General features: G+C 65.6%; 26 protein-coding genes. 17 read left to right on the forward strand and 9 right to left on the reverse strand.

Annotation, left to right across the window (positions count from 1 at the left end):
- Positions 1 to 30 precede the first annotated feature (30 nt).
- The 3 genes from thiD (at position 31) to dtd (ending at position 2,288) form a co-directional block, all read left to right on the forward strand.
- Positions 31 to 843 (forward strand): bifunctional hydroxymethylpyrimidine kinase/phosphomethylpyrimidine kinase, encoded by an 813-nt coding sequence (gene thiD, locus RM463_RS11885; RefSeq protein WP_195688597.1) that lies wholly within the window; start codon positions 31 to 33, stop codon positions 841 to 843.
- Between the two features lie 101 nt (positions 844 to 944).
- Positions 945 to 1,790 carry a universal stress protein gene (locus tag RM463_RS11890; RefSeq protein ID WP_195688598.1) on the forward strand — a complete coding sequence of 282 codons (846 nt, stop codon included), beginning with the start codon at positions 945 to 947 and terminating at the stop codon, positions 1,788 to 1,790.
- A 60-nt stretch (positions 1,791 to 1,850) separates the two neighbouring features.
- Positions 1,851 to 2,288: a D-aminoacyl-tRNA deacylase gene (gene dtd / locus RM463_RS11895; RefSeq protein ID WP_195688599.1), complete on the forward strand. Its 438-nt coding sequence runs from the start codon at positions 1,851 to 1,853 to the stop codon at positions 2,286 to 2,288.
- A 223-nt stretch (positions 2,289 to 2,511) separates the two neighbouring features.
- Here dtd and RM463_RS11900 read toward each other — a convergent pair whose 3' ends face one another.
- Positions 2,512 to 4,464 carry an ATP-binding cassette domain-containing protein gene (locus tag RM463_RS11900; protein ID WP_195688600.1) on the reverse strand — a complete coding sequence of 651 codons (1,953 nt, stop codon included), beginning with the start codon at positions 4,462 to 4,464 and terminating at the stop codon, positions 2,512 to 2,514.
- A 50-nt stretch (positions 4,465 to 4,514) separates the two neighbouring features.
- Between RM463_RS11900 and RM463_RS11905 the strand changes: the two genes are divergently transcribed.
- The 7 genes from RM463_RS11905 to RM463_RS11935 all read left to right on the forward strand — a co-directional run bounded on the left by RM463_RS11905 (position 4,515) and on the right by RM463_RS11935 (position 10,678).
- On the forward strand, positions 4,515 to 5,051 hold the full coding sequence (locus tag RM463_RS11905; RefSeq protein ID WP_195688601.1) for a TIGR02444 family protein: 537 nt from the start codon (positions 4,515 to 4,517) through the stop codon (positions 5,049 to 5,051).
- 91 nt (positions 5,052 to 5,142) lie between these two features.
- Positions 5,143 to 6,165: a TRAP transporter substrate-binding protein DctP gene (gene dctP, locus RM463_RS11910; protein ID WP_311430161.1), complete on the forward strand. Its 1,023-nt coding sequence runs from the start codon at positions 5,143 to 5,145 to the stop codon at positions 6,163 to 6,165.
- Between the two features lie 193 nt (positions 6,166 to 6,358).
- Positions 6,359 to 6,937, forward strand: a complete 579-nt coding sequence (locus RM463_RS11915; RefSeq protein ID WP_195688603.1) for a TRAP transporter small permease — start codon at positions 6,359 to 6,361, stop codon at positions 6,935 to 6,937.
- Between the two features lie 30 nt (positions 6,938 to 6,967).
- Positions 6,968 to 8,251: a TRAP transporter large permease gene (locus RM463_RS11920; protein WP_195688604.1), complete on the forward strand. Its 1,284-nt coding sequence runs from the start codon at positions 6,968 to 6,970 to the stop codon at positions 8,249 to 8,251.
- 17 nt (positions 8,252 to 8,268) lie between these two features.
- Positions 8,269 to 8,709 carry a universal stress protein gene (locus RM463_RS11925; RefSeq protein WP_195688605.1) on the forward strand — a complete coding sequence of 147 codons (441 nt, stop codon included), beginning with the start codon at positions 8,269 to 8,271 and terminating at the stop codon, positions 8,707 to 8,709.
- Between the two features lie 129 nt (positions 8,710 to 8,838).
- Positions 8,839 to 9,621 carry an FKBP-type peptidyl-prolyl cis-trans isomerase gene (locus tag RM463_RS11930; protein WP_195688606.1) on the forward strand — a complete coding sequence of 261 codons (783 nt, stop codon included), beginning with the start codon at positions 8,839 to 8,841 and terminating at the stop codon, positions 9,619 to 9,621.
- The gene (locus RM463_RS11935; protein WP_311430162.1) at positions 9,614 to 10,678 is read left to right on the forward strand and encodes a PHB depolymerase family esterase; all 1,065 of its coding nucleotides are present in this window, start codon (positions 9,614 to 9,616) and stop codon (positions 10,676 to 10,678) included. Before RM463_RS11930 ends, RM463_RS11935 begins: the two co-directional genes overlap by 8 nt.
- A gap of 91 nt (positions 10,679 to 10,769) precedes the next feature.
- On the opposite strand, the gene RM463_RS11940 is transcribed toward RM463_RS11935, so the two are convergent.
- Together RM463_RS11940 and RM463_RS11945 are read right to left on the reverse strand one after the other, a co-directional pair.
- Complete coding sequence (locus RM463_RS11940) at positions 10,770 to 11,357, reverse strand: SCO family protein (protein WP_195688608.1); 588 nt, start codon at positions 11,355 to 11,357, stop codon at positions 10,770 to 10,772.
- A complete protein-coding gene (locus RM463_RS11945; RefSeq protein WP_195688609.1) occupies positions 11,354 to 11,857 on the reverse strand; it encodes a hypothetical protein in 504 nt (167 codons plus the stop codon). Before RM463_RS11945 ends, RM463_RS11940 begins: the two co-directional genes overlap by 4 nt.
- A 107-nt stretch (positions 11,858 to 11,964) precedes the next feature.
- Here RM463_RS11945 and RM463_RS11950 point away from each other — a divergent pair, with 107 nt between their 5' ends.
- Positions 11,965 to 12,882 (forward strand): AEC family transporter, encoded by a 918-nt coding sequence (locus RM463_RS11950; RefSeq protein ID WP_195688610.1) that lies wholly within the window; start codon positions 11,965 to 11,967, stop codon positions 12,880 to 12,882.
- A gap of 186 nt (positions 12,883 to 13,068) precedes the next feature.
- Here RM463_RS11950 and hemN read toward each other — a convergent pair whose 3' ends face one another.
- Positions 13,069 to 14,454 (reverse strand): oxygen-independent coproporphyrinogen III oxidase, encoded by a 1,386-nt coding sequence (gene hemN / locus RM463_RS11955; protein WP_195688611.1) that lies wholly within the window; start codon positions 14,452 to 14,454, stop codon positions 13,069 to 13,071.
- A gap of 294 nt (positions 14,455 to 14,748) precedes the next feature.
- On the opposite strand from hemN, the gene RM463_RS11960 reads away from it, so the two are divergent.
- The 6 genes from RM463_RS11960 (at position 14,749) to RM463_RS11985 (ending at position 17,997) form a co-directional block, all read left to right on the forward strand.
- On the forward strand, positions 14,749 to 15,159 hold the full coding sequence (locus RM463_RS11960) for a YbaN family protein (RefSeq protein WP_195688612.1): 411 nt from the start codon (positions 14,749 to 14,751) through the stop codon (positions 15,157 to 15,159).
- A 32-nt stretch (positions 15,160 to 15,191) separates the two neighbouring features.
- The gene (locus tag RM463_RS11965; RefSeq protein ID WP_195688613.1) at positions 15,192 to 15,641 is read left to right on the forward strand and encodes an Rrf2 family transcriptional regulator; all 450 of its coding nucleotides are present in this window, start codon (positions 15,192 to 15,194) and stop codon (positions 15,639 to 15,641) included.
- 215 nt (positions 15,642 to 15,856) lie between these two features.
- Complete coding sequence (locus RM463_RS11970; protein WP_195688614.1) at positions 15,857 to 16,171, forward strand: cytochrome c; 315 nt, start codon at positions 15,857 to 15,859, stop codon at positions 16,169 to 16,171.
- 219 nt (positions 16,172 to 16,390) lie between these two features.
- On the forward strand, positions 16,391 to 16,942 hold the full coding sequence (locus RM463_RS11975) for a hypothetical protein (RefSeq protein WP_229333011.1): 552 nt from the start codon (positions 16,391 to 16,393) through the stop codon (positions 16,940 to 16,942).
- A gap of 91 nt (positions 16,943 to 17,033) precedes the next feature.
- Complete coding sequence (locus RM463_RS11980; RefSeq protein ID WP_195688615.1) at positions 17,034 to 17,609, forward strand: peptidylprolyl isomerase; 576 nt, start codon at positions 17,034 to 17,036, stop codon at positions 17,607 to 17,609.
- A gap of 22 nt (positions 17,610 to 17,631) precedes the next feature.
- A complete protein-coding gene (locus RM463_RS11985) occupies positions 17,632 to 17,997 on the forward strand; it encodes a DUF6164 family protein (RefSeq protein WP_195688616.1) in 366 nt (121 codons plus the stop codon).
- Between the two features lie 77 nt (positions 17,998 to 18,074).
- Here RM463_RS11985 and ahpF read toward each other — a convergent pair whose 3' ends face one another.
- The 5 genes from ahpF to RM463_RS12010 all read right to left on the reverse strand — a co-directional run bounded on the left by ahpF (position 18,075) and on the right by RM463_RS12010 (position 23,246).
- Positions 18,075 to 19,628: an alkyl hydroperoxide reductase subunit F gene (ahpF, locus tag RM463_RS11990; RefSeq protein ID WP_195688617.1), complete on the reverse strand. Its 1,554-nt coding sequence runs from the start codon at positions 19,626 to 19,628 to the stop codon at positions 18,075 to 18,077.
- A gap of 169 nt (positions 19,629 to 19,797) precedes the next feature.
- Positions 19,798 to 20,361: an alkyl hydroperoxide reductase subunit C gene (gene ahpC, locus RM463_RS11995; protein ID WP_195688618.1), complete on the reverse strand. Its 564-nt coding sequence runs from the start codon at positions 20,359 to 20,361 to the stop codon at positions 19,798 to 19,800.
- Between the two features lie 134 nt (positions 20,362 to 20,495).
- Entirely contained in the window at positions 20,496 to 20,900 is a 405-nt protein-coding gene (locus RM463_RS12000) for a ribonucleotide reductase subunit alpha (protein ID WP_195688619.1), read from the reverse strand.
- Between the two features lie 115 nt (positions 20,901 to 21,015).
- Complete coding sequence (locus RM463_RS12005) at positions 21,016 to 22,056, reverse strand: proline racemase family protein (protein ID WP_195688620.1); 1,041 nt, start codon at positions 22,054 to 22,056, stop codon at positions 21,016 to 21,018.
- Positions 22,053 to 23,246: a zinc-binding dehydrogenase gene (locus RM463_RS12010; protein ID WP_195688621.1), complete on the reverse strand. Its 1,194-nt coding sequence runs from the start codon at positions 23,244 to 23,246 to the stop codon at positions 22,053 to 22,055. Before RM463_RS12010 ends, RM463_RS12005 begins: the two co-directional genes overlap by 4 nt.
- Positions 23,247 to 23,333: the final 87 nt, after the last annotated feature.

Genomic DNA, 23,333 nt, shown 5'->3' on the forward strand with positions numbered 1-23,333 from the left:
CTCCAATGACCCTGTGATGACATAACGACGATGACCCTCTCAGACCGGATTCCCAATGCCCTGACCATCGCCGGCGCCGACCCCAGTGGCGGCGCCGGCATCCAGGCCGACCTCAAGACCTTCTCGGCGCTGGGCGCCTATGCTACCAGCGTCATTACCGCCCTGACCGCCCAGAACACGCGTGGCGTCAGCGGGGTTCACCCGGTGCCCGCCGACTTTATCGCCGCTCAGCTCGCGACCCTGCTCGACGACGTGCGCATCGATGCGGCGAAGATCGGCATGGTGGCCAGCCTCGAGGTCGCCGAGGTGATCCGCGACAGCCTGGCGCAACGCCGGCCTCGCTGGGTGGTACTCGACCCGGTGATGGTGGCCAAGAGCGGCGATATCCTGGTGGACGACGCCGGCATCCGCGCGGTGCGCGAGGTCCTGGTACCCCAGGCCGACCTGATCACTCCCAACCTGCCCGAGGCCGCGGTGCTGCTGGGCCTCCCCGCTCCGATCGACCGCACCGGCATGCTGGCCATGGCCCCCGCCCTGCGCGAGCTGGGGGCCGGCGCCACCCTGCTCAAGGGGGGGCACCTGCGCGGCGAGGAGTGCCCCGACCTGCTGGTCACCGACGAGGCGGCCACCTGGATCGAGGGGGCCCGGGTCGATACCACCAACCTCCACGGCACCGGCTGCACGCTCTCCTCGGCGATCACCGCGCATCTGGCGCGGGGCGACACCCTCCAGGAAGCGGTGGCATCGGCCAAGCGCTGGCTGGGCGAGGCGCTGGCCGCCAGTCGACGCCTGGGGGTGGGCCACGGCCATGGACCGGTGCACCACTTCCACGCCTGGTGGTAACCCCCTTCGGTGCCTCGGCCTTGCCGCACGCCTTGCAGCAATGGCCGAGGCCTCCCATGCTAAAGATCTACACCGCCGTGGCGCCACGCCCAGGAGCCGTCATGAACTCGACCCTGCTGTTCGCCTGCGACCTCTCGGCCGAGAACCGTGCCGCCTTCGCCAGGGCCATTCGCCTGGCCACCGAGCAGGGTTCACGCCTCGATGTCCTCCACGTGCTCGACCCCTACCTGCCTCGCCGCGTGCTTCACGACCTGGAGGAGGCCGTGGTAGCCGACATGCAGGCCACCCTCACCGATATCCGCGAGGAGTATGCCCTTCCGGAGCCGCGGGTGCTGCTGCAGACGGTCACCGGCACCCCCTTCGCCGAGATCATCCGCGAAGCCCACGAGCGCGAGGTGGACATGATCGTGCTGGGTGCCCACCGCAAGCGCGGCCAGCCCGACCTTGTTGCCGGAACCACCCTGGCCCGGGTGCTGCGCAGCGCCCCCTGCCCGGTGCTCTCGGTGAGCCACACCGCCAACCAGGACTGGCAAGAGGTCCTGCTGCCCATGGACTTCTCGCTCACCTCCCGGCACACCCTGCGCGAGACCCTGCGGCGCTTCCCCGAATCGCGCCTGACCCTGCTCCACGCCTGGGACATTCCCGGCGAGCGTGAGCTGGGTTCGCGCAGCGACTTCGCCCGCTGGCGCGACCGCGAGGTGGCACGCCTGAAGGCCCAGCTGGAGTCCGAGGTCGAGCGCCTAATGGCCGAGCTCGACGACGTGCCCGAGGTGGCGCTGGTGCTGGAGCAGGGGGCCCCTCTGGAGGTGCTGATGAACCGGCTGCGTCACCAGCCGCCGGATCTGCTGGCGCTGGGTAGCCGGGGCCAGCTCGGCCGCCAGAGCCTGATCACCGAGTCGCTGCTGGCCGAGCCCCACTGCGACATCATGCTGTGTCGTGCCTGGTAGCGGAGGGCTCGACCGGCATGTGATACCCTGCGCGGCGTTCGTGATTGCAGGGAGACAGGGATGAAGGCGTTGATTCAGCGCGTGACCCGCGCCAGTGTCGAGGTGGAGGGAAGCGTGGTCGGGGCCATCGACCACGGCCTGCTGGCCCTGGTCGGCGTGGAGAAGGGAGACGACGAGGCCGCCGTGGAGCGGCTGCTGCACAAGCTGCTGCACTATCGGGTTTTCAGCGATGCCGAGGGCAAGATGAATCTCAATCTGCAGCAGGTGGACGGCGGCCTGCTGCTGGTTTCCCAGTTCACCCTGGCCGCCGACACCCGCAAGGGGCTGCGTCCCAGCTTCTCCAGCGCGGCCCCGCCCGCCGATGGCGACCGCCTCTTCCATCGACTGCTGGAACGCGCCGAAGCCGCCTGGCCGAAGGTCGCCAGCGGCGAGTTCGCCGCCAATATGCAGGTCGCGCTGGTCAATGACGGCCCGGTGACCTTTCTGCTCGAAAGCTGAGCCTGCTGCAAGCCTGTTCACACCGTGCAAGCACGAGTCGCGCCCCCCGGTTTGAAACCCTGCCGCTGCGCTCGCGACCTGTCCGTCGGGTCACAACATAACCCCTCACGGGTGACCCTCGCTCTCCATCCCTGGCGATCGCCGGACGTCGCTTCGCTTGCGCCAGCAACCCGGGGTATATGTCGCTTTTCGTGCTTGCCCGGCTCTCCCAGACACAGACACCTCAGCCACCGAGTTCAGCCTCCATGGTTTCCAGTGCCTCCTCGGCGGCGAGCCACTCCGCCTCCAGATCCTCGAGGCGGGACTTGAGCTCACCCTGGCGGGCCAGGGTCGCGGTAAGCTCCTCCTTGCGGGCGGGGTCGGTATAGAGCTCGGCATCCCCGAGCCCCTCCTCCACCCCGGCAAGCTCCGCCTGGACCTTCTCCATGGCCTGCTCGGCGCGATCACGCTGTTTCTTCAGCGGGCGCAGCTTCTCGCGCAGCTCGGCGGCGGCGCGACGCGACGCCTTGCGATCCTCCTTCGACGCGCCCCCGTCGAGCTGGCGCTCCTCCCTCTCTCCGCGGGCCTCGCGGCGCTCGCCCTCCAGGCGGGCCTTGAGCCATAGCCGATAGTCCTCCAGATCACCGTCGAAGGGCTCCACCCGGTGATCGGCCACCCGCCAGAACTCATCCACGCTGGCACGCAACAGGTGCCGGTCGTGAGAGACGATGATCACCGTGCCCTCGAAACCCGCCAGCGCCTCGGTCAACGCCTCGCGCATCTCGAGGTCCAGGTGGTTGGTGGGCTCATCGAGCAGCAGCAGATTGGGTTTCTGCCAGGCCACCAGGGCCAGCGCCAGGCGCGCCTTCTCACCCCCCGAGAAGCGCCCCACCTCACCGAAGACATCGTCACCCGGGAAGCCGAAGCCACCCAGAAAGTTGCGGATCTCCTGATCGCTGGCGGTAGGTGAGAGGCGCTGCACATGCATGAAGGGGGTGGAGGCGAGATCCAGCCCCTCCAGCTGATGCTGGGCGAAATAGCCGACCTTGAGATGCTCCCCGGCGATGCGCTTGCCGGCGAGCAGCGCAAGCTCACCGGTAAGCGTCTTGATCAGGGTCGACTTGCCGGCGCCATTGGGGCCCAGCAGGCCGATGCGCTGTCCGGGCAGCAGCGTCAGCCTGACGTTGTCGAGCTGGACCTTTTCCGTGCCCGGCGCCTCGCCCTTGGGGCGATAGCCCAGTCGTGCCTCGTCCAGCACCAGCAGTGGGTGGGAGGTCTTGTCCGCGGCGGGCAGGCTGAAATGGAAGGGAGAGTCGGCATGCGCCACGGCGATGTCGCCCATGCGCTCGAGCATCTTCAGACGGCTCTGGGCCGCGCGGGCCTTGGTGGCCTTGGCGCGGAAACGAGCCACGAAGCGCTCGATCTCCTCGCGGCGCGCCTGCTGCTTGGCGGCCTCGGCCTGCTGCAGCGCCAGCTTCTCGGCCCGGGTGCGCTCGAAGGTGGTGTAGTTGCCGCGGTAGAGCACCAGGGAACGGCGATCGAAGTGCACGATGCTGTCGCACACCGCATCCAGGAAATCGCGGTCGTGAGAGATCAGCAGCAGGGTGCCGGGATAGCGTGTCAGCCACTGCTCGAGCCACAGCAGGGCATCCAGGTCGAGATGGTTGGTGGGCTCGTCGAGCAGCAGCAGATCGGAGGGCATGAACAGGGTGCGCGCCAGGTTGACGCGCATCCGCCAGCCCCCCGAGAAGGATGATAGAGGGCGCTCCAGATCCTGCTGGGCGAAGCCGAGGCCTACCAGCAGCTGGGCGGCCCTGGCCGGGGCGCTGTAGCCGTCCAGCGCCTCGATGACGCCGTGCAGCTCCGCCTCACGATGGACGTCGCCGGCCTCCCTGGCCTCTGCCAGGGCCGCCTCGGCCCGACGCAGCTCGGTATGACCATCGAGAACATGATCGAGCAGCGAGCGCGACAGCGCCTCCACCTCCTGGGCCATATGCGCGATGCGCTGCCCGCCGCTCATCTCGATCTCACCGCGGTCCGGCGTCAGTTCACCGAGCAGCAGCTTGAACAGGCTCGACTTGCCGGCCCCGTTGGCGCCGACGATGCCCGCCTTGTGACCGGCATGCAGGGTCAGGTCGGCGCCCTCGAGCAGGGCCTGGGTGCCGCGTTGCAGGGAAACTTGGCGCAGTGCGATCATGCGGGCTCCACAAGAGTGTGGCCGCCGCTCGAGGCGGCGGCGAAAGGACAATGATCGACGATTCTACCGAAATGCTGACCATCCTGCGGGCTCGACTCGCCGAAGAGCCGCTGTGGCCCTTTGCCCTGACGCTTTACGCCCGGGAAGGGGTCGAGGCTGCCTGCCTGCAGCTGCAGGACGACGCCGGGGTCGATGTCTGTGAACTGCTGTGGCGCTGCTGGCTGCTGCGGCATGGCGCCGTGCCGCAGCCAGACTGCGAATCGGCGCTTGTCGAGATACACCGCTGGCAACGCGATGTCACCCTGCCGCTGCGGCGCCTGCGCCGCGAGCTCAAGGTCGCCGCCGGATCACTCGAGGGCGTGGCCAGGCTACGTGATACCCTCAAGCAGGCGGAACTTCAGGCCGAACGAGAGACGCTCGCGCGGCTGGAAGCACTGGCCATGACCCACCCACTGGGGACGCTTTCCCCCGCCGATCAGCCGGCGGAAAAAACCCTGCAAGACGCCCTGCAACTACAGAAAAAAGCCCACCTTTCAACGCTAAATCGCCTGGTGACGCGCCTTGACCCTCCCCGGAGCCCACGCTAGCCTGAAAAAGCCGCGTGAATCTAATATTCCCTCGATGCCTTGTGGCAAGCTCCTGCGAGCCCGGGCAAAACCTGCAGAAGGGGCTACAAGAATGAAGTCACACAAGCTGTTGACCACCGCCGGTATCGGCGCACTGATGTTCGGCATGACCTCCGCCGCCATGGCAGACAACTGGCGCTATGCCCACGAGGAGTACGAGGGCGACGTTCAGGACGTCTTCGCCGTGGCCTTCAAGGAGTATATCGAGGAAAACTCCGACCACAGCGTGCAGATCTACCGCTTCGGCGAGCTCGGTGAGTCCGATGACATCATGGAGCAGACCCAGAACGGCATCCTGCAGTTCGTCAATCAGTCGCCCGGCTTTACCGGCTCGCTGATTCCCGAGGCTCAGATCTTCTTCGTCCCCTATCTGCTGCCCACCGACGAAGAGACCGTCATCGAGTTCTTCGACAAGAGCAAGGCCATCAACGAGATGTTCCCCGAGCTCTACGCCGAGCAGGGGCTGGAACTGCTCCAGATGTACCCCGAAGGCGAGATGGTAGTCACCACCGACGAACCCATCGAATCCGTGGACGACTTCGAGAACAAGAAGATCCGCGTGATGACCAACCCGCTGCTCTCCGAGACCTACAACGCCTTCGGCGCGACCCCCACGCCGCTGCCCTGGGGCGAGGTCTACGGCGCCCTGCAGACCGGTATCCTCGACGGCCAGGAGAACCCGATCTTCTGGATTCAGTCCGGCGGTCTCTACGAGGTATCCCCGAACCTGGTGTTCACCGGCCACGGCTGGTTCACCACCGCCATGATGGCCAACCAGGACTTCTTCGATGGCCTCTCAGAGGAGGATCAGCAGCTGGTACGTGACGCCTCGGAAGCGGCCTATGACCACACCATCGAACACATCCAGGGCCTGTCCGAGGAAGCCCTGAACAAGATCAAGGAGGACTGCGACAACTGCACCTACACTCGCCTGGATGAGGAGCAGATGCAGTCGCTGCGCGAGCGCGTGCCGCAGGTCGAGGAGGCCTACGTCGAGATGGCCGGCGAAGACGGTGCCGAGCTGCTCGAGCAGTTCAAGGCCGACCTCGAGGCCGTGACCTCCGACGAGGAGTAACTGCCTCCCACCGCCATGCTCAGGGGGTGGCCCATCTCGGGCCACCCCCTGTTCGTTATAACGACGACGACAGCCTGAGGGGACGCGCTGCGTGCACCCAGCGTTGACCCTCAAGCCACGCCGCGGCTCTGCAGGGCGTATGCTGACTGTCGAGACGCGTCTTACCACACTGCATGCTGAAGGGAGTGCAGCCATGACAGATGAAGAAGCCGAAAAGGCCTATCGCTCCGGCCTCCCCGGGCCGCTGGGGGCGGTCGATACCCTGATAAGCAAGCTGGAGGCGGTGCTGCTGGCCATGGGCGTGCTGCTGATGGCCGTCAATACCATCGCCAACGTGATCGCTCGCTTCGTGATCGGTGACAGCATCTTCTTTACCGGCGAGATCAACCGCATCCTGATCATCATGATCACCTTCGCCGGTATCGGCTATGCGGCACGCCATGGCCGGCATATCCGCATGTCGGCCATCTACGATGCCCTGCCGGTAGGCGGGCGCCGCGCCCTGATGATCATCATCTCCCTGTTCACCGCGCTGGTGATGTTCTTCCTGCTCTACTACTCGCTCGTCTACATCCTCGACCTGCAGTCCAAGGGCAGGGTGCTGCCGGCTCTGGGCTTTCCGATCTGGCTGATCTACGTCTGGGCGCCGCTGGGATTTCTGATCACCGGGATCCAGTACCTGCTGACTGCCATCAAGAACATGACCTCCAGGGACGTCTACCTGTCGACCAGTGTGCTGGATGGCTACAAGGATACGGAAACGGAAGTCTGACGCAGGGCTAAGGCCCGAGGGGAACGCACAATGACCACCATAATGGTTTGCACCATGATCGCCCTGCTGCTGCTGGGCTTTCCGATGATGATCCCGCTGATCACCGCCGCGGTGATCGGCTTCTTCATGATGTTCAATGGCCTGGGCCAGATGGATACCCTGATCCAGCAGATGATGGCCGGTATCCGCCCCGCCTCGCTGATCGCGGTACCGATGTTCATCCTCGCCGCCGACATCATGACCCGCGGCCAGTCGGCAGACCGCCTGATCGCCATGGTGATGTCCTTCATCGGCCATATAAAGGGCGGCCTGGCGGTCTCGACCGCCACCTCCTGCACCCTGTTCGGCGCCGTCTCGGGCTCCACCCAGGCCACCGTGGTGGCGGTGGGTTCACCGCTGCGCCCCAAGATGCTCAAGGCCGGCTACTCCGACGCCTTTACCCTGGCACTGATCATCAATGCCAGTGATATCGCCTTCCTGATTCCGCCGAGCATCGGCATGATCATCTACGGAGTCATCTCCGAGACCTCCATCGCCGAGCTGTTTATCGCCGGTATCGGGCCCGGGCTGATGATCCTGGCGATGTTCTCGGCCTACTGCGTCGCCTATGCGATGATCCGCGGTGTCCCTACCGAGCCCAGAGCGACCTGGGGCGAGCGATTCACCGCCGTTCGTCAGGCACTGTGGCCCCTGGGGTTCCCGGTAATCATCGTCGGCGGTATCTATGGGGGCATCTTCAGTCCCACCGAGGCCGCCGCCGCCTGTGTGCTCTACGCGGTATTCCTGGAGTTCGTCGTCTTCCGCTCGCTGAAGATGCAGCACATCTATGCGATCGCCAAGTCCACCGGCCTGATCACCGCGGTGGTGTTCGTGCTGGTGGCCGCGGGCAACGGCTTCTCCTGGATCATCTCCTTCGCGCAGATTCCCCAGTCGATCCTGGAGGCCGTGGGCATCAACGAGGCAGGCCCCACCGGCGTGCTGATCGCGATCTGCATCTCCTTCTTCGTGGCCTGCATGTTCGTCGACCCCATCGTGGTCATCCTGGTACTGACCCCGATCTTCGCCCCGGCGATCGCCGCCACCGGCCTCGATCCGGTCCTGGTGGGTATCCTGATCACCCTGCAGGTAGCCATTGGCTCGGCCACGCCACCCTTCGGCTGTGACATCTTCACCGCCATCGCGATCTTCAAGCGCCCCTACCTGGATGTGATCAAGGGGACACCGCCCTTTATCTTCATGCTGATACTGGCCGCGGCACTGCTGATCATGTTCCCGCAGATCGCCCTGTTCCTGCGCGACGTGGCCTTCAACTGAGCCAAGGAGAGAGAACCATGTTCAATCGGATCCTGGTCCCGGTGGATGGCTCCAAGGGTGCAATCAAGGCCCTCGAGAAGGGCGTGGGGCTACAGCTGCTCACCGGCGCGGAGCTCTACCTGCTGTGTGTCTTCAAGCACCATAGCCTGCTCGAGGCATCGCTCTCCATGGTGCCCGACAAGCTGGAGATCCCCCACGACGTCCTCAAGGAGTACGCCACCGAGATCGCCGTGCACGCCAAGAATCAGGCCATCGAGATGGGGGTGCCCGCCGACAGGCTGCGCGCCTTCGTCAAGGCCGGCCGCCCCTCGCGCACCATCGTGCGTTTCGCCCGCAAGCGCGAGTGCGACCTGATCGTGATCGGTGCCCAGGGCACCGGCGGTGACAAGAGCCTGCTGCTGGGGAGTGTCTCCCAGCGCGTGGCGGGCTCCGCCCACTGCCCCACCCTGGTGGTCTGAGCCTTCCCCTCTTCGTCCCGGTTTCGCTCGGATGCGGAACCGGGACGGCCCTGTTAGAGTCCCATGATTCGCATTCATCCCAGGCGCCACCGGCGCCGGAACCACAAGCCGGAATCACAAGAGAGCCACATGAAACGACTGCTGACCACCGCCTCACTCGCCGCCCTGCTGGGTGCCGCGCCCCTGGCAATGGGGGCCCCGGAAAGCGATGAAGAGAAGCTGGGCTACAGCCTGGGCGTGACCCTGGGCCAGAGCATCCAGCAGGATGTCGAGAACCTCGATGTCGACGCCTTCACCCAGGCCATCCAGGACGTCTTCGCCGGCGACGATCTCGAGATGAGCGACGAGGAGATGGCCGAGGCGCTGATGACCTTCCAGCAGCAGGCCGCCGCGGCCCGCCAGGCGGAGGCCGAAGCCGCCGCCGAGGCCAACCGCGCCGAGGGCGAGGCCTACCTGGCCGAGAATGCCGAGCGCGAAGGTGTCGAGACCACCGACTCCGGCCTGCAGTATCGTGAGCTGGCCTCCGGTGACGGCGCCACCCCCGGCGCCCAGGACAGCGTCGAGGTGCATTACGAGGGCACCCTGATCGACGGCACGGTCTTCGACAGCTCCTATGCGCGCGGCAACCCGGTCAGCTTTCGCGTCGACCAGGTGATCGAGGGCTGGCAGGAAGCCCTGCAGCTGATGAGCGTGGGCGATACCTGGGAGATCGTCATTCCCCACGAGCTCGCCTACGGCGCCCAGGGCCAGGGCCCCATCGGCCCCTACGAGACCCTGACCTTCAAGGTCGAGCTGCTCGGCATCAACGACGCGCAGGCATCATCCGGCGACAGCGCCGACGAAGCCTCGGCAGAAGAGAGCGTTGACGACGGCGCCGAGGATGCCGTCGACGATAGCCAGGCCAGTGAGTAAGTCTCGCTCGGCCACCTGGGCGGCCGGTGCGATCCTTGCCACGCTGCCCACGACTGCGCTGCTCGCCGATACGCCCCCTTCTCCCCGGCAGCTCCCGGCCCTGGCCGCCAGCGCCGAGAATGCCAGCGTCATCGGCGTCTCCTCGGGTGGCTACATGGCGACCCAGCTGGCCGTGGCCTGGCCGGAGCGCTTCGCCGGTCTCGGCGTGCTCGCCGCGGGTCCCTGGTCCTGCGCCCAGGGCTCGCTGGGTCTGGCCTTGGGTCAGTGCATGACCACCCGACGCGGCATGCCCGATATGCAGGCCCTGGAGCAACGCCTTGTCGGCTACCGTGAACGCGACCTGGTCGGTGAGGCCGAGGCGCTTGAGTCACTCAGGGTCTATGTCTGGCACGGCGGCGCCGACGAGGTGGTCGAGCCACGGCTGGGAGGGGCGCTGGTCGAGCAGTTTCGGGGCTGGCTAAGCGATCCCTCGCAGCTGCAGTGGCGCCAGGACGCCGATGTGGGCCACGGCTGGCCCGTCGACGCCACGCTCGGCCAGGCCGATGACGGCGCGCTGGCCGACTGTCGTGACGCGGGCCCTCCCCACCTGCTGGCCTGTGACAGCGATATCGCCGGCGACGCCCTGAACTGGCTGCACGGTGACCTGACGCCGCCCGCCGATGGCGAGGCCGCCGGCGAGCTGTGGCGCTTCGACCAGGGCGACTACGACGCCAGGGGGCTGGCCGATACCGGCTACCTGTTCGTGCCGGAAGGCTGCGAGGAGGGGGGCTGTGAGGTCAGCATGGCCCTGCACGGCTGCGGCATGGCCGCCGAACAGATCGGCGACACCTTCGTTAGCCATACCGGGCTCAACGCCTGGGCGGCCGAGAACCGGCGTATCGTGATCTACCCACAGACCGAGACGCGCCTGGGCAACCCGCAGGCATGCTGGGACTGGTGGGGCTATGCGGAGAGCACCTGGCAGCTCGACCCCATGCATGACAGCCGCCAGGGCACCCAGACCCGCGCGCTGATGGCCATGCTGGAGCGGCTTCAGGAAGCGCTGCCGTCGCGCTAGGCTTGGTGGCGGGTGCACAGGCTGGGTCAGGCCGGGTAGAGGAGCTGGACTAGCGGAACCGGGCCAGCAGAGCTGGACTAACGGGTCAGGACTAGAGAGTGTCGTGCAGCGCGGCGAGCAGCCCGCGATGGGAGGGGGAATAGAGCACCCGGCGCTGGATCTCCCCCTCACGGTCGACCAGATAGAGCGACGAACTGTGGTCGATGGTGTAATTCATGGCGGAGTCCGGCGCATCGACCTTGCGCCATACCACCCCGTAGCGCCCGGCCAGCTCCTCGAGCTGGGCCGTGCGGCCGGTGGCACCGATAAAGCGCTCGCCGAAGAACGCCAGATACTCCTCCAGCCGCGCGAGGCTGTCGCGCTCGGGATCCAGCGAGACCATCAACGGCACGAGCCGCTCACGCTGGGCGGGTTCGAGCTCGGCCAGCGCCTGACGCACCACCGCCAGGCTCATGGGGCAGACATCGGGGCAGTGGGTATAGCCGAAGAACAGGACCGCCAGCTGGTCATCGCCCAGGTGTTCGAGGCTGAACTCCCCCCGGGTCGAGGGCAGCTCTACCGGCCCGCCGACGGGGCCGCCGTCGACTCCCGCCGTCAGCTGCTGCTGATACCAGCCGACACCGCCCACCGCCATCAGCACGATCAATGCCACCCCGGCCCAGACTCCCTTGCGTTTCATGGTGCGTCTCCCCTGACCTCGAAATCAAACCCGCTCCCGAGCTTACCATCGGCCGTCTCGATAACCACCCGTGCCCGCCAGGGCATCACCGCCTCGGTACAGATGGGTATCTGTCCCTCGCCCCGATAGTGGCCATCCGCCCCGAGGCTCAGGGGGTAGCGGTGCAGTCCCATGTCCATGTCGCGTCCGACGAAGTCCACCATCACGCGCTCGGCCTTCACCCCCTGCAGGGACACCTCCAGCGGCAAGCGCTGCAGCGCGCGTATCTCGCCACGCACGCCGAGGTCGAGTGTCAGCTGGCGCTCTTCGCCCAACCTGGCCAGACAGGGCCCGCTACTCAGCTGACATTCCGGCGACTCGGGATACCAGCGCACCTGTCCGATGTCACGCAGCAGGTGGCTGACCAGGAACCACAGGGCGATGGCCACCGTGCCCAGGGTCAACAGCACCAGCAGGCGCAGCAGCGGCGGGCGTGAAGCAGTCGTGGGAGAGTCAGGCATAGGGGTCGGGGTCATCGCACAGAGAACCGGTAGTGGCAAGCTTATCAGCATTCGTTTGTGGCAGACTGCGGAACGATGTCGCAGGTAACGAGACCAAGGAGACCGACATGGCGGACATAGCGGGTGCCCTGGGGCCCCTGTTCCTGCTAATCCTGCTGGGCAGCGTGCTGGGCTGGCTGCGCCAGCCGGGTGCCGACTTCTGGCCACAGCTGGAGCGACTGATCTACTTCCTGCTGTTCCCCGCCATGCTGGTGGCGACCCTGGCCACCGCGGATGTCAGCCAGGTGCCGGTGACCCGTGTGGCGATCGCCCTGCTGGGCCCCATGGGCGCCTTCGCCATCGTGCTATGGCGGCTGCGTGGCTGGCTGGGCATGCAGGCCGCGGCCTTCACCTCGGCCTTCCAGGGGGCGCTGCGCTTCAACACCTATGTAGGGGTGGCCGGCGCCGCGGCACTGCACGGTCTCCCGGGAGCCACGGTAGCCGCGGTGGCCGTGGCGCTGATGGTCCCGGTGGTCAATGTCCTCTGTGTCTCCAGCTTTATCGCCGCCGGTACCCTGGGGCGCGGCAGCCTCGCCAAGAGCCTGGCGGCCCTGGGCCGCAACCCTCTTATCCTGGCCTGCCTGGTCGGCATCGGGCTCAATATCGGCGGCATCGGCCTGCCGGGGTGGAGCGAAGCCACGGTGGAACTGCTGGGGCGTGCCGCCCTGCCTTTGGGACTGGTGGCGGTGGGCGTGGCCCTGCGTCCCGCCGCCCTGGTACGCCTCGATCGTGGAATCTGGGCAAGTCACCTGGTGAAGCTGGCGCTGATGCCGGCACTGGCACTGGCACTGGCACTGCTGCTGGGGCTCGACCCGGTGAGTCGCGATGTGGTGCTGCTGTTCGCCGCGCTACCCACCGCCACCTCGGCCTATATCCTGGCCCGCCAGCTGGGCGGGGATGCCGAGATGATGGCCGCCGTGATCACCGGCCAGACGCTGCTGGCCATGGCGACCCTGCCACTGTGGCTGCGTATGGCGGGAACCTGAAATGAGCCATTAATAAAAAGCGTTCGCATTTGTGTTGACGACACAAACGCGAACGATTACTCTTTGATTGGCGGCGTTGATGAGGCGTCGCCACCAGGCAGGGCCCGCCAGTCTCCTGGCCTGGTTTCTCCCTCTCATTGCTAGACACGGTCTTGCGCCACCCTCCTCGAGGGTGGTTTTTTTTGTTCACACCGTGCGCGAGTAGCGTCCCGTGCTATGAGCCAGGTAGGCATCGAAGGCCATGGCGGCATTGCGCATCATCAGCCGCCCGGCAGGGAGCAGCTCGATCTCGTTATCGCGGATCGCCAGCAGACCATCATCGGCCATCTCCCGAAGCTCCTCCAGGGCGTCGGCGAAATAGTCACGGAAGACGATGCCGTGCTTGGCCTCGATGGCGGCGAAGTCGATGCGGTTATGGCACATCAGGGCATTGATCACGTCGCGACGCAGGCGATCATCGTCGCTGAGCCGATAGCCCCGGAACACCGCGAGACGCCCCTCCTGCAGGCGGTGCTGATACTGGGCGGTCTCCTTGACGTTCTGGCTGTAGGTATCGCCTACCTTGCCGATGGAGGTGATGCCCAGGCCGATCATGTCGCAGTCGGCATGGGTGGAGTAGCCCTGGAAGTTGCGCTGCAGGGTGCCGTTCTCCCGGGCCAGGGTCAGCTCGTCATCGGGCAGGGCGAAGTGATCCATGCCGATATAGACGTAGCCGGCCTCGGTAAGCCGTCGAATGGTCAGCTCCAGCAGTTCCAGCTTGCGCTCCGGAGGCGGCATGTCCTCGGGGCGTATCAGCCGCTGCGCCTTGAACAGCTCCGGCAGATGCGCGTAGCTGTAGGTGGCGATCCGGTCCGGGCGCAGCGCGATGATCTTGTCCAGGGTGGTATCGAAACTGGCTACCGTCTGCAGCGGCAGGCCATAGATCAGATCAACGCTGATCGACTGGAAGCCTGCCTGGCGAGCGGCATGCACCAGGGAGACGACATCCTCCTCGCTCTGCACCCGATTGACCGCCTTCTGCACGTCGGGATCGAAGTCCTGTACCCCGAAGCTCAGGCGATTGAAACCCAGCGCATGGAGCTCGTGAATCTGCTCGGGGGTCACCGTGCGTGGATCCACCTCCAGCGAGAACTCGCGCTCCTCGGGCGGCGCGAAGTGGAAGGCGGCATCCAGGCTCGCCATCAGCTCGCCGAGCTGGTCATTGCTCAGGTAGGTCGGCGTACCGCCCCCCAGATGCAGCTGGGTCATGCGTCGGGTCTCGTCGAACAGCGCCCCCTGCACCCGGATCTCCTGCTGCAGCCAGGCCAGATATTCCGCCGCACGCTCGGTGTTATGGGTGATGATCTTGTTGCAGGCGCAGTAGTAGCAGAGGCTCTTGCAGAACGGAATATGCACATAGACCGACAGCGGCTTGGGCACGGTGGCACCATTGCTGCGCTCGGCGGCGGCACGATAGTCATCCTCGGCGAAGGCCGCGTGAAACTGCGGCGCCGTGGGATAGGAGGTATAGCGCGGGCCGGGACGATCGTATTTCTCGACCAGGGGACGATTGAAGAGCTGATGGTCTTGCATGGTCAAACGGCCTCGTTGAATGCCTTGGCACCGCCGCGGCAATGCCCGATGGTGCGCAGTATGCCAGCATGAGGATGAAACGTTGGATCCCATGCAGGGCCAGTTGACCCTGATCAATTTCTTTGGCGAGCTGAAATACGTCGCACGTTAACGAACAATCGCCAGATGGGGCATTTTAACTACGCGAAGCGAGCTTTCACTGACATGGCACAGCCCTCGCATTGCCTTTGATGTTAAAATGCATGTGAATTATCGCTTAACTGCTTGCTTCCTTTGTTGAGGGAGGGTCATGACATGTCGGGATCCGCTTCGCGTCTTGCCTGGTGCGGCCTTACCTACGGCTGCATCGGTCTGGGTACCGCCGGGATGGTACTGCCGCTGCTGCCGACCACCCCCTTCCTGCTGCTGGCCGCCTGGTCGGCGCCCAAGGGATCGCCGCGCCTGGCGCGCTGGCTGCATTCTCACCCGCGGTTTGGCCCTACCCTGCTGGCCTGGCGCGAGCGGCGCGCCATACCACGACGCGCCAAGGCTCTAGCGGTGCTGCTGCTGACCGTCAGCTGGACGATGCTGTGGGCCGGCGGCGCGCCGCTCCCGGGACTGGTGGCATCGGGGTTGCTGTTTGTTACGGTCGCCGGCTTCGTGCTGAGCCGACCCGCTGACGCGGCGCCGCCGTCCGCCGAGCCCCACCTCCGGGCCCAACGCTGATTCGAACATGATACGAGGCGACGCTTTCTGCCATGCACCTGACCCGCTTCACCGACTACTCCCTGCGCGTGCTGCTCTATCTGGCGGTCAAAGGTGAAGAGCGCTCCACCATCACCGAGATCGCCGAGCGCTTCGAGATTTCACGCAACCACCTGATGAAGGTGGTCCAGGACCTCAGCCACCACGGCTATATCACTTCGATTCGTGGCAAGCATGGCGGCCTGCTGCTCAGACGCGAGCCGGACAGCATCGTGCTCGGCGAGCTGATACGTCGCACCGAGCGCGACCTGACCCTGGTGGAGTGTTTCGGCGACGACAACGAGTGCCTGATCACCCCCGCCTGCCGACTCAAGCAGATCCTTGCCGAGGCCCTGGACGCCTTCATGGCGGTGCTCGATGGCTACACCCTGGAGGACCTGCTGGGTCCTCGCCGCCAGCCGCTGATCCAGCTGCTGCAGCTGGACGAACCGCCGTCCCCGTGAGCCCCTATCTCGCGGCGAACGGCCCTTGGCTCTCAGTATCGTTTTTAGCCTCACATCCATTAGATTTTTCTTTTTCTCCTCGGGGGTCTAGCCTGAGTATGACGCACGTCAAGCGCTGACATCATGCCGACTGGCATGATGTCAGCAGCTGCCCGGTGGGCTGATCGATACAACCGGGCTTTTTCAGGCATGAAGTTGCATTCCGGAGATGTCCTATGAAACTGGTTCTCGCCGCTACCCTGCTGGGTAGTGCCCTCCTGGCCATGAACACCCAGGCCGCGGGTGACGCTGCCGCCGGCGAAGGCAAGATCGGCACCTGCGTTGCCTGCCATGGTGCCGATGGCATGGCCGTCGCCCCCATCTACCCTAACCTCGCCGGCCAGTCTGCCACTTACCTCGAAAGCAGCCTCAAGGCCTACCGTGCCGGCGAGCGTGGCGGCGGCATGTCCGCCATGATGACCCCGATGGCCCAGAGTCTCTCCGATGAAGACATCGCCGATATCGCCGCCTATTACTCCAGTCTGGAGTGATCGCCAGCCTCAAGTTCTGCCGAGGGTCGGTCACCATACCGGCCCTTCCCACGCATCCTGATCACATTTTACGTGTCGTTTCCCTCCTGGCCGATGCGGCCTGTCGATGACCGTCAAGCGTACTCCTCGCAATAACGGCATTGCGCTTGGCCCGTTACCAGGCATGATATGAAGCCTCTTGCCCACAAAGGCGCCGTATCGACACGCGAAGAGGCCAGGATGCCCCTTATTTTCACGCCTATCTTTCGTATTATTGCCACACTGACCGGCCTGATCTCTCTGATCACGACCGTACACGCCGTGCAGTTCAACGTCGCCGAGGTCGAGCGCCATGGCGCCTGGCAATCGATGACTCTTAGCCTCGGCGAGGAGCGTCTCTACCGCGCCCTGGAGGGTGATAACTACGCCGACGCCCACTTCAGCGTCAATGTCAGCCCCGGCGCCTGCGAGGCACCCTGGCTGGAGCTGCGCGTGGACCTCGGCGAGCACCAGCCTGAAAGCCAGGTGGTCAACCTGGTACCCGCCGACCTCAGGGTCGATGAGCAGACCATCCACTCGGGACAGGCCGAGTTTCGCACCGAGCGCGGCGACAGCGGCTTCTATGTACGGTTCGATCTTCCCGCGCAGCCACTGCTGTTCGATGAGATGCGCCGGGGCGAGATCCTGCGCCTGCGAATGATGCGCGGCCCCGACGACCCCTGGTTCATGGTCTTCGCCCTCGATGGTGCCGGCGAGGCAATGGACCGCATGGCGCAGGCCTGTCGCCCCTGAGCTCAGGCAATGAGTGAGCCCCGCTGACAGCGGTGCCCCGGCGCCGTATGCTGGGTACCGATATCAACCGACACCCCCCAAGGAGTGCCCCATGCGACGCCTAGCCCTCGCCCTACTGACGGCGACCCTGCCTGCCCTGGCGCTTGCCCAGACCGACGCCGCCCCCGACGTGGTGCTGCATACCAGCGAGGGTGCCATCGGCATCGAGCTTTACGAGGAGCAGGCCCCGCAGAGCGTCGAGAACTTCCTCGCCTACGCCGAGTCGGGCCACTACGACGGCACCCTCTTCCACCGGGTGATCGACGACTTCATGATCCAGGGCGGCGGCTTCGACACCGACTTCACCCAGAAGGCGACCCGCGAGCCGATCGAGAACGAGGCCGACAACGGCCTCAAGAACCGCCGCGGCACCCTGGCCATGGCGCGCACCGGGGCGCCCCACTCGGCCACCGCCCAGTTCTTTATCAACGTCGCCGACAACGGCTTCCTCGACCATGTCAGCACCCAGTCGGGCCAGACCTGGGGCTATGCGGTGTTCGGTCGGGTCGTCGACGGCATGGAGGTGGTGGACACCATCAAGCGCGTGCCCACCGGCAATCGCGGCCGCCTTCAGAACGTGCCGAAAACGCCGGTGATCATCGAACGCGCCGAGGTACTCGGCGATTGATCGATAGAGGAGAGTAACCAGAGTGGCGACACTGCTGTTTCGGCTCGACAACGTGCCCGAGGAGGAGGCCGACGAGGTACGCCGCCTCCTCGAACAGCACGGCTTCGACACCTTCGAGAGCCGCGCCGGCTTCTGGGGGCTTGGCGTGGCGGCCATCTGGCTGCGCGACAAGGGCGATTACGAGGCCGCCAGAGAGGCGCTGGATAGCTATCAGCAGGGGCTCGCCGCACGGGTTCGCGAGGAGCGCGATGCGCTGGCCGAGCGCGGTGAAGCCCCCACCCTGTGGCGCCGCCTGCGCCAACACCCCGTGCGCATGCTGCTGGTTGTGCTGGCACTGGCCGGGGTGTTGACCCTTACTCTGCTGCCCTTCCTGGGCCTGATCGGCTGATGCCTGGATACGCCAACGCCCCCGCCGGTTGAACCGACGGGGGCGTTGCATGGTGTGGAAGCCGAGGACTTCCTGGATCAGCTGCGGATCAGGTGATCGAAGGCGCTCAGCGCGGCCTTGGAGCCCTCGCCCATGGCGATGACGATCTGCTTGTAGGGCACGGTGGTCACGTCGCCGGCGGCGAAGATCCCGGGCACAGAGGTCATGCCGCGCTCGTCGACGACGATCTCGCCACGCTCGGAGAGCTCGATGGGTGAATCCTTGAGCCACTCGGTATTGGGCACCAGGCCGATCTGCACGAACACGCCCTCCAGCTCGACCCGACGGATCTCGCCGCTGGCGCGCTCCTCGTAGGTGAGGCCGTTGACGCGCTGGCCATCGCCGTTCACCTCGGTGGTGCGGGCCCCCAGGATGATCTCCACATTGGGCAGGCTGCGCAGCTTCTTCTGCAGCACCTCATCGGCGCGCATCTCGTCCATGAACTCTAACAGCGTCACATGGCCGACGATGCCGGCCAGGTCGATGGCCGCCTCGACGCCGGAGTTGCCCCCGCCGATGACCGCCACCCGCTTGCCCTTGAACAGCGGGCCATCACAGTGGGGGCAGTAGGCCACCCCCTTGTTGCGATACTCGGCCTCGCCGGGCACGCCCATCTCGCGCCAGCGGGCACCGGTGGCCAGCACCAGGGTCCTGCTCTTGAGGCTGGCGCCGGATTCGAACTGCACCTCGTGCACCTCGCCCGGCTGACCCGGCAGCAGCTTGACGGCACGCTGGAGGTTCATGATGTCGACCTCATACTCCCTGACATGCTCCTCCAGTGCCGCGGCCAGCTTGGGCCCGTCGGTATGGGGAACGGAGATAAGGTTCTCGATGGACATGGTGTCGAGCACCTGGCCGCCGAAGCGCTCGGCGGCGACACCGGTGCGAATGCCCTTGCGTGCGGCATAGACCGCCGCCGCCGCGGCGGCGGGGCCACCACCGACCATCAGCGTATCGAAGGTCGGCTTCTCGCTGAGCTTGGCGGCCTCGCGCTCGGCGGCACCGGTGTCCACCTTGGCCAGGATCTGCTCCATGCTCATGCGTCCCTGATCGAAGGGCTCGCCGTTGAGATAGATGCTCGGCACCGACATCACCTGGCGCTCTTCCACCTCGTCCTGAAACAGGGCCCCGTCGATGGCCACGTGATGGACGTTGGGGTTGAGGATCGCCATCAGGTTCAGCGCCTGGACCACATCCGGGCAGTTCTGACAGGAGAGCGAGAAGTAGGTCTCGAAGTTGAGCTCACCCTCCAGCCCCTTGATCTGCTCGATCACCTCGTCGCTGGCCTTGGGCGGATGGCCACCCACCTGCAGCAGCGCCAGCACCAGGCTGGTGAACTCGTGCCCCATGGGGATGCCCGCGAAGACCACGCCGGTCTCCTCGCCAGGGCGATTGATGGCGAAGGAGGGGCGACGTGCCTCCTCGCCATCAAGCTTGAGGGTAATCTTGTCGGTCAGGCCGACGATATCGGCCAGCAGGCCATGCAGTTCCTTCGACTTGGCGCCATCATCGAGGGACGCAACGATCTCGAAGGGCTGAGTGACCTTGGCCAGATAGGCCTTGAGCTGAGTTTTCAGGTTGTCGTCCAACATGACAGCGTGTTCCTTCATGTTCGAGAGTATCAGGCCACGAGCTAGCCGCGCCCTGCCGGTTTGACAGTGCCATCGATCTGGCTCGTGATGCGAAATAGGGCCCCGGGCGGGGGAGGTGCCCGGGGCGGTGTGGCAAGGCCGGAAGAGGGCCTCGCCACGCGGGCGGGGCTTAGATCTTGCCGACCAGGTCCAGTGACGGCGCCAGGGTCTCTTCGCCTTCTTCCCACTTGGCCGGGCAGACCTCGTTGGGGTTGGCACGCACGTACTGGGCGGCCTTGACCTTGCGCAGCAGCTCTTCGGCGTTACGGCCGATGTTGCCGGCGTTCAGCTCGATGATCTGGATCTTGCCATCGGGGTCGACCACGAAGGTGCCACGCTCGGCGATACCGGCATCCTCGATCAGCACCTCGAAGTTGCGCGAGATGGTGTGGGTCGGGTCGGCCAGCATCGGGTAGGTCAGCTTGCCGATGGTCTCGGAACTGTCGTGCCACGCCTTGTGGGTGAAGTGGGTGTCGGTGGAGACGCTGTAGATCTCGACGCCCAGCTTCTTGAACGCTTCGTAGTTGTCCTGCAGGTCACCCAGCTCGGTGGGGCAGACGAAGGTGAAGTCGGCCGGGTAGAAGAAGAAGATGCTCCACTGGCCCTTCACGTCCTGTTCGCTGACGTCGATGAACTCACCGTTATGGTAAGCGGTGGCCTTGAACGGCTTGATTTCGGTGTTAAGCAGGGACATTCGTTAATGCTCCTTTCGTCGTTGCCTAGGGGTGGCTGGAATACGCAGGCATGGTAGCCCGTATTACCCGATAGTATAAATTGAATGGGGGCATCGCCCTGATAATTCAACCCTATGACAGGGGCGGTGCACGGTCAGCCGATGCGCACCGCCTCCCCCTGGCGGTCCAGAGCCAGGAAGGCCTCGACGTTGCCCATCTTCAGCGACTCGACCATGCGCTCGAGCTGCGCCTCGGCCTGCTCGGAAGCGGGGGCCTCGCTGCCACGCCCCGAAAGGGCACCGACGAAGACGATGTCCCACTCGACACCGGTGTTCTGCGACTCCACCACCAGGCCGGCCATATCGGTCAGCTCCTCGGGAGCCTTGTCGACACACAGCACCGGGGCAAGCACGCCACCCTCGCCCCGCTCGAAGCGGGCACGCTGCTCGGCGGAGGGGTTGTCCGGCAGTTCGGCACGGGTAAAGACGAACAGCAGGCGCTGGGCATCGGGCTGCAGGCGCGCTTCGCTTAGCAGATCGGAGAAGTTGGTGATGGCCATGCGAAGCCTCCGGGGGCAATCGAAAAGAAGAGTGAGCGCCAGCCTGCTCCCTTTGGAGGCGGCGCTCAAGGGGAAGGCGGGCGAATCGACTCAGTCAAGATGGTGGGAGCAAGACTCAGCCGTGGCGGGCGCTGAGGATATGGTGCAGGCCGCTGCACTCCACCAGGGGGTCGTCGCAGTTGACCACCACCTCGGTGTGACCCAGCACATGGCCCTTGCCGGTGATGGTGTTCTCCACCACCGTATGGGCGCCCTCCCGACGGGTACCGGTGAAGGTGCCGATAAAGCCGGTCTCGCGCAGGGAGATGGTCTCCAGCCGGTCGCCGGGCTCGAGGGTACCCTCATGGCGCATCAGCGCCAGGCGTGCCGAGGTCCCGGTGCCGGTGGTGCTGCGGCAGATCACCCCCGGATGCACATAGGTGGCCGAACGCGAGCGGTAGAAGTCATCGGCCACCTGCTCCACCGGGCCCATGAAGTGCAGGAAGGGCAGTGGCCCCACATCGCCCAGGGTGTAGTGGGAGAAGCCGCGCTCGGCCTGAATCGCCTCGACGATCCTGTGGGCACACTCGGCGAGCTCACGCTCCTCGTCGCGGTTGAGATGAAAGCCGAGCTCACCGGCATCCACCAGGGCATAGAAGCCGCCGCTGTAGGCCACGCTGTAGGCCACCTCGCCCAGCCCCGGCACCTGGATCGAGGCACGATAGGTATCGATATAGCTGGGCAGCCCCTCGCAGGTGATCGCCTCCACCACGCCGTTCTCCACCCTCGCCTCGATTCTGACCAGCCCCGCCGGCGCCTCGAGCGTGAAGCGCTGCACACCCTCCCGCTTGGGCACGATGCCGGCCTCGAGGACCGCGGTGGCGGTGCAGATGGTATTGGAGCCCGAGTAGATGGGGTAACCCATCACCTCCATGATGATGTAGCCGGCGGCCGCCTCGGGGTCACTGGCCGGAACGATCAGGTCCACCGACATCTCGGGCACGCCATAGGGTTCGAACAGCAGCAGCTTGCGCAGGCCATCGGCATCATCGCGCAGGTAGTGCATCTGCTCGCGTACGGTGGCGCCGGGCAGGGCGTCGATGCCCCCCAACACGATCCGGCTGACATCACCGCCGGCGTGGGTGTCCATCATCCTGAAGCTGAGCGGGCGGGTCATGGGCGCGACTCCTGCTGGGAAGAGGGAGCGGCAAGGGCGAAGGGAGCACCATGCGCCTCCCACTGGCGGTCGGGAACGATCACGATCTTGCCCAGGAAGTTGCTGCCGCGACTGACGAAGTAGCGCTCGGCCTGGTGAAGTTCCGAGAGCCGGAAGGTGGCATGCAGTACCGGCTTGAGCTTACCGGAGCGGATCCAGACGATCAGCTGCTCGGCCTCGTCACGGGTGCCATGGGAGACACCGAAGATCTGCACCTGATAGAGGTAGATGCGCGTCCACAGGATCTCCGAGATATTGCCGCCGCTGGCCCCGGCGATGGAGAGCCGCGGATAGCTGGTGCGCGCCTTCATGTCCTGAATCATGGTATCGATGAAACAGTCGGTCATCTCGCCACCGACCAGGTCCATCACCGCATCGATGGGCGCCCCTCCGGTGGCCTCGAGGACCCGCTGGGCGAAGCCCTCGAGCTCGCCGCGATCGATTACCGCCTCGGCACCCAGGGCCTCGAGCGCCTCCGCCTTCTCCGGCTGGCTCACCGCATAGGGAGTGGCCCCCAGGATGCGGCAGAGCTGGATCAGTGCCGTGCCCACGCCGCCGCTGGCGCCGCTGACCAGTACCCGCTCACCGGCAGCCACGCCGGTCGAGGTCAACATATGGTAGGCGGTCTGATAGGAGCACATGCCCAGGGCGGCGAGCTCGGCATCGTCGAGCTCGGAGTTGGGTACATGATGGAACTGGTCCGAGGGCACGACGACATACTCGGCGAAGCCGCCATCGGCGCCATGGCCGTAGTAGTCCGGGGTCAGATTGATGTCGCGGCGGGCGTCCGGGTAGAGGTTGAAGTCGAGCAGGCCGCGCTCGCCGATCCGTGCGGCATCGACGCCTTCGCCCACCGCCACCACACGCCCGGCAATATCGGCACCCTGGATACGCGGGAAGGTCAGGGTCGGCTCACCGCCCATGGCAAAGGAGGTCACCTCGCCCTTCTTCACCGGGTAGAGCCCCTCCCGGGCCTTGCGATCGGTGTTGTTCTTGGCGGTGGCCGTGACCCCTACCAGCACCTCGCCTGGGCCCGGCCGCGGGGTCGGCACGTCATCTCGGTAGACCAGCCTGTCGATATCGCCATGCCCGGTCAGCAGCATGGCCGACATGGTGGCGGGAACGTTTGCATGGGGAGTGGGGTTCGCCATCTGCTGCCTCCTTGGTGGGAATGCTCGTGGGGCCACCGACAACGCGTCGGCGGCGTGAAATTGTCCACAGCACAATAGCAGAGTGCC

The organism is Halomonas sp. LES1 (assembly GCF_031846005.1).
Classification (GTDB): domain Bacteria; phylum Pseudomonadota; class Gammaproteobacteria; order Pseudomonadales; family Halomonadaceae; genus Halomonas.

What these genes read in the sequence shown, in the direction of transcription:
- thiD (WP_195688597.1), top strand. Translation starts at nt 31, where the DNA reads ATGACCCTCTCAGACCGGATTCCCAATGCCCTGACCATCGCCGGCGCC.
- RM463_RS11890 (WP_195688598.1), top strand. Translation starts at nt 945, where the DNA reads ATGAACTCGACCCTGCTGTTCGCCTGCGACCTCTCGGCCGAGAACCGT.
- dtd (WP_195688599.1), top strand. Translation starts at nt 1,851, where the DNA reads ATGAAGGCGTTGATTCAGCGCGTGACCCGCGCCAGTGTCGAGGTGGAG.
- RM463_RS11900 (WP_195688600.1), bottom strand. Translation starts at nt 4,464, where the DNA reads ATGATCGCACTGCGCCAAGTTTCCCTGCAACGCGGCACCCAGGCCCTG.
- RM463_RS11905 (WP_195688601.1), top strand. Translation starts at nt 4,515, where the DNA reads ATGATCGACGATTCTACCGAAATGCTGACCATCCTGCGGGCTCGACTC.
- dctP (WP_311430161.1), top strand. Translation starts at nt 5,143, where the DNA reads ATGAAGTCACACAAGCTGTTGACCACCGCCGGTATCGGCGCACTGATG.
- RM463_RS11915 (WP_195688603.1), top strand. Translation starts at nt 6,359, where the DNA reads ATGACAGATGAAGAAGCCGAAAAGGCCTATCGCTCCGGCCTCCCCGGG.
- RM463_RS11920 (WP_195688604.1), top strand. Translation starts at nt 6,968, where the DNA reads ATGACCACCATAATGGTTTGCACCATGATCGCCCTGCTGCTGCTGGGC.
- RM463_RS11925 (WP_195688605.1), top strand. Translation starts at nt 8,269, where the DNA reads ATGTTCAATCGGATCCTGGTCCCGGTGGATGGCTCCAAGGGTGCAATC.
- RM463_RS11930 (WP_195688606.1), top strand. Translation starts at nt 8,839, where the DNA reads ATGAAACGACTGCTGACCACCGCCTCACTCGCCGCCCTGCTGGGTGCC.
- RM463_RS11940 (WP_195688608.1), bottom strand. Translation starts at nt 11,357, where the DNA reads ATGAAACGCAAGGGAGTCTGGGCCGGGGTGGCATTGATCGTGCTGATG.
- RM463_RS11945 (WP_195688609.1), bottom strand. Translation starts at nt 11,857, where the DNA reads ATGCCTGACTCTCCCACGACTGCTTCACGCCCGCCGCTGCTGCGCCTG.
- RM463_RS11950 (WP_195688610.1), top strand. Translation starts at nt 11,965, where the DNA reads ATGGCGGACATAGCGGGTGCCCTGGGGCCCCTGTTCCTGCTAATCCTG.
- hemN (WP_195688611.1), bottom strand. Translation starts at nt 14,454, where the DNA reads ATGCAAGACCATCAGCTCTTCAATCGTCCCCTGGTCGAGAAATACGAT.
- RM463_RS11960 (WP_195688612.1), top strand. Translation starts at nt 14,749, where the DNA reads ATGTCGGGATCCGCTTCGCGTCTTGCCTGGTGCGGCCTTACCTACGGC.
- RM463_RS11965 (WP_195688613.1), top strand. Translation starts at nt 15,192, where the DNA reads ATGCACCTGACCCGCTTCACCGACTACTCCCTGCGCGTGCTGCTCTAT.
- RM463_RS11970 (WP_195688614.1), top strand. Translation starts at nt 15,857, where the DNA reads ATGAAACTGGTTCTCGCCGCTACCCTGCTGGGTAGTGCCCTCCTGGCC.
- RM463_RS11975 (WP_229333011.1), top strand. Translation starts at nt 16,391, where the DNA reads ATGCCCCTTATTTTCACGCCTATCTTTCGTATTATTGCCACACTGACC.
- RM463_RS11980 (WP_195688615.1), top strand. Translation starts at nt 17,034, where the DNA reads ATGCGACGCCTAGCCCTCGCCCTACTGACGGCGACCCTGCCTGCCCTG.
- ahpF (WP_195688617.1), bottom strand. Translation starts at nt 19,628, where the DNA reads ATGTTGGACGACAACCTGAAAACTCAGCTCAAGGCCTATCTGGCCAAG.
- ahpC (WP_195688618.1), bottom strand. Translation starts at nt 20,361, where the DNA reads ATGTCCCTGCTTAACACCGAAATCAAGCCGTTCAAGGCCACCGCTTAC.
- RM463_RS12000 (WP_195688619.1), bottom strand. Translation starts at nt 20,900, where the DNA reads ATGGCCATCACCAACTTCTCCGATCTGCTAAGCGAAGCGCGCCTGCAG.
- RM463_RS12005 (WP_195688620.1), bottom strand. Translation starts at nt 22,056, where the DNA reads ATGACCCGCCCGCTCAGCTTCAGGATGATGGACACCCACGCCGGCGGT.
- RM463_RS12010 (WP_195688621.1), bottom strand. Translation starts at nt 23,246, where the DNA reads ATGGCGAACCCCACTCCCCATGCAAACGTTCCCGCCACCATGTCGGCC.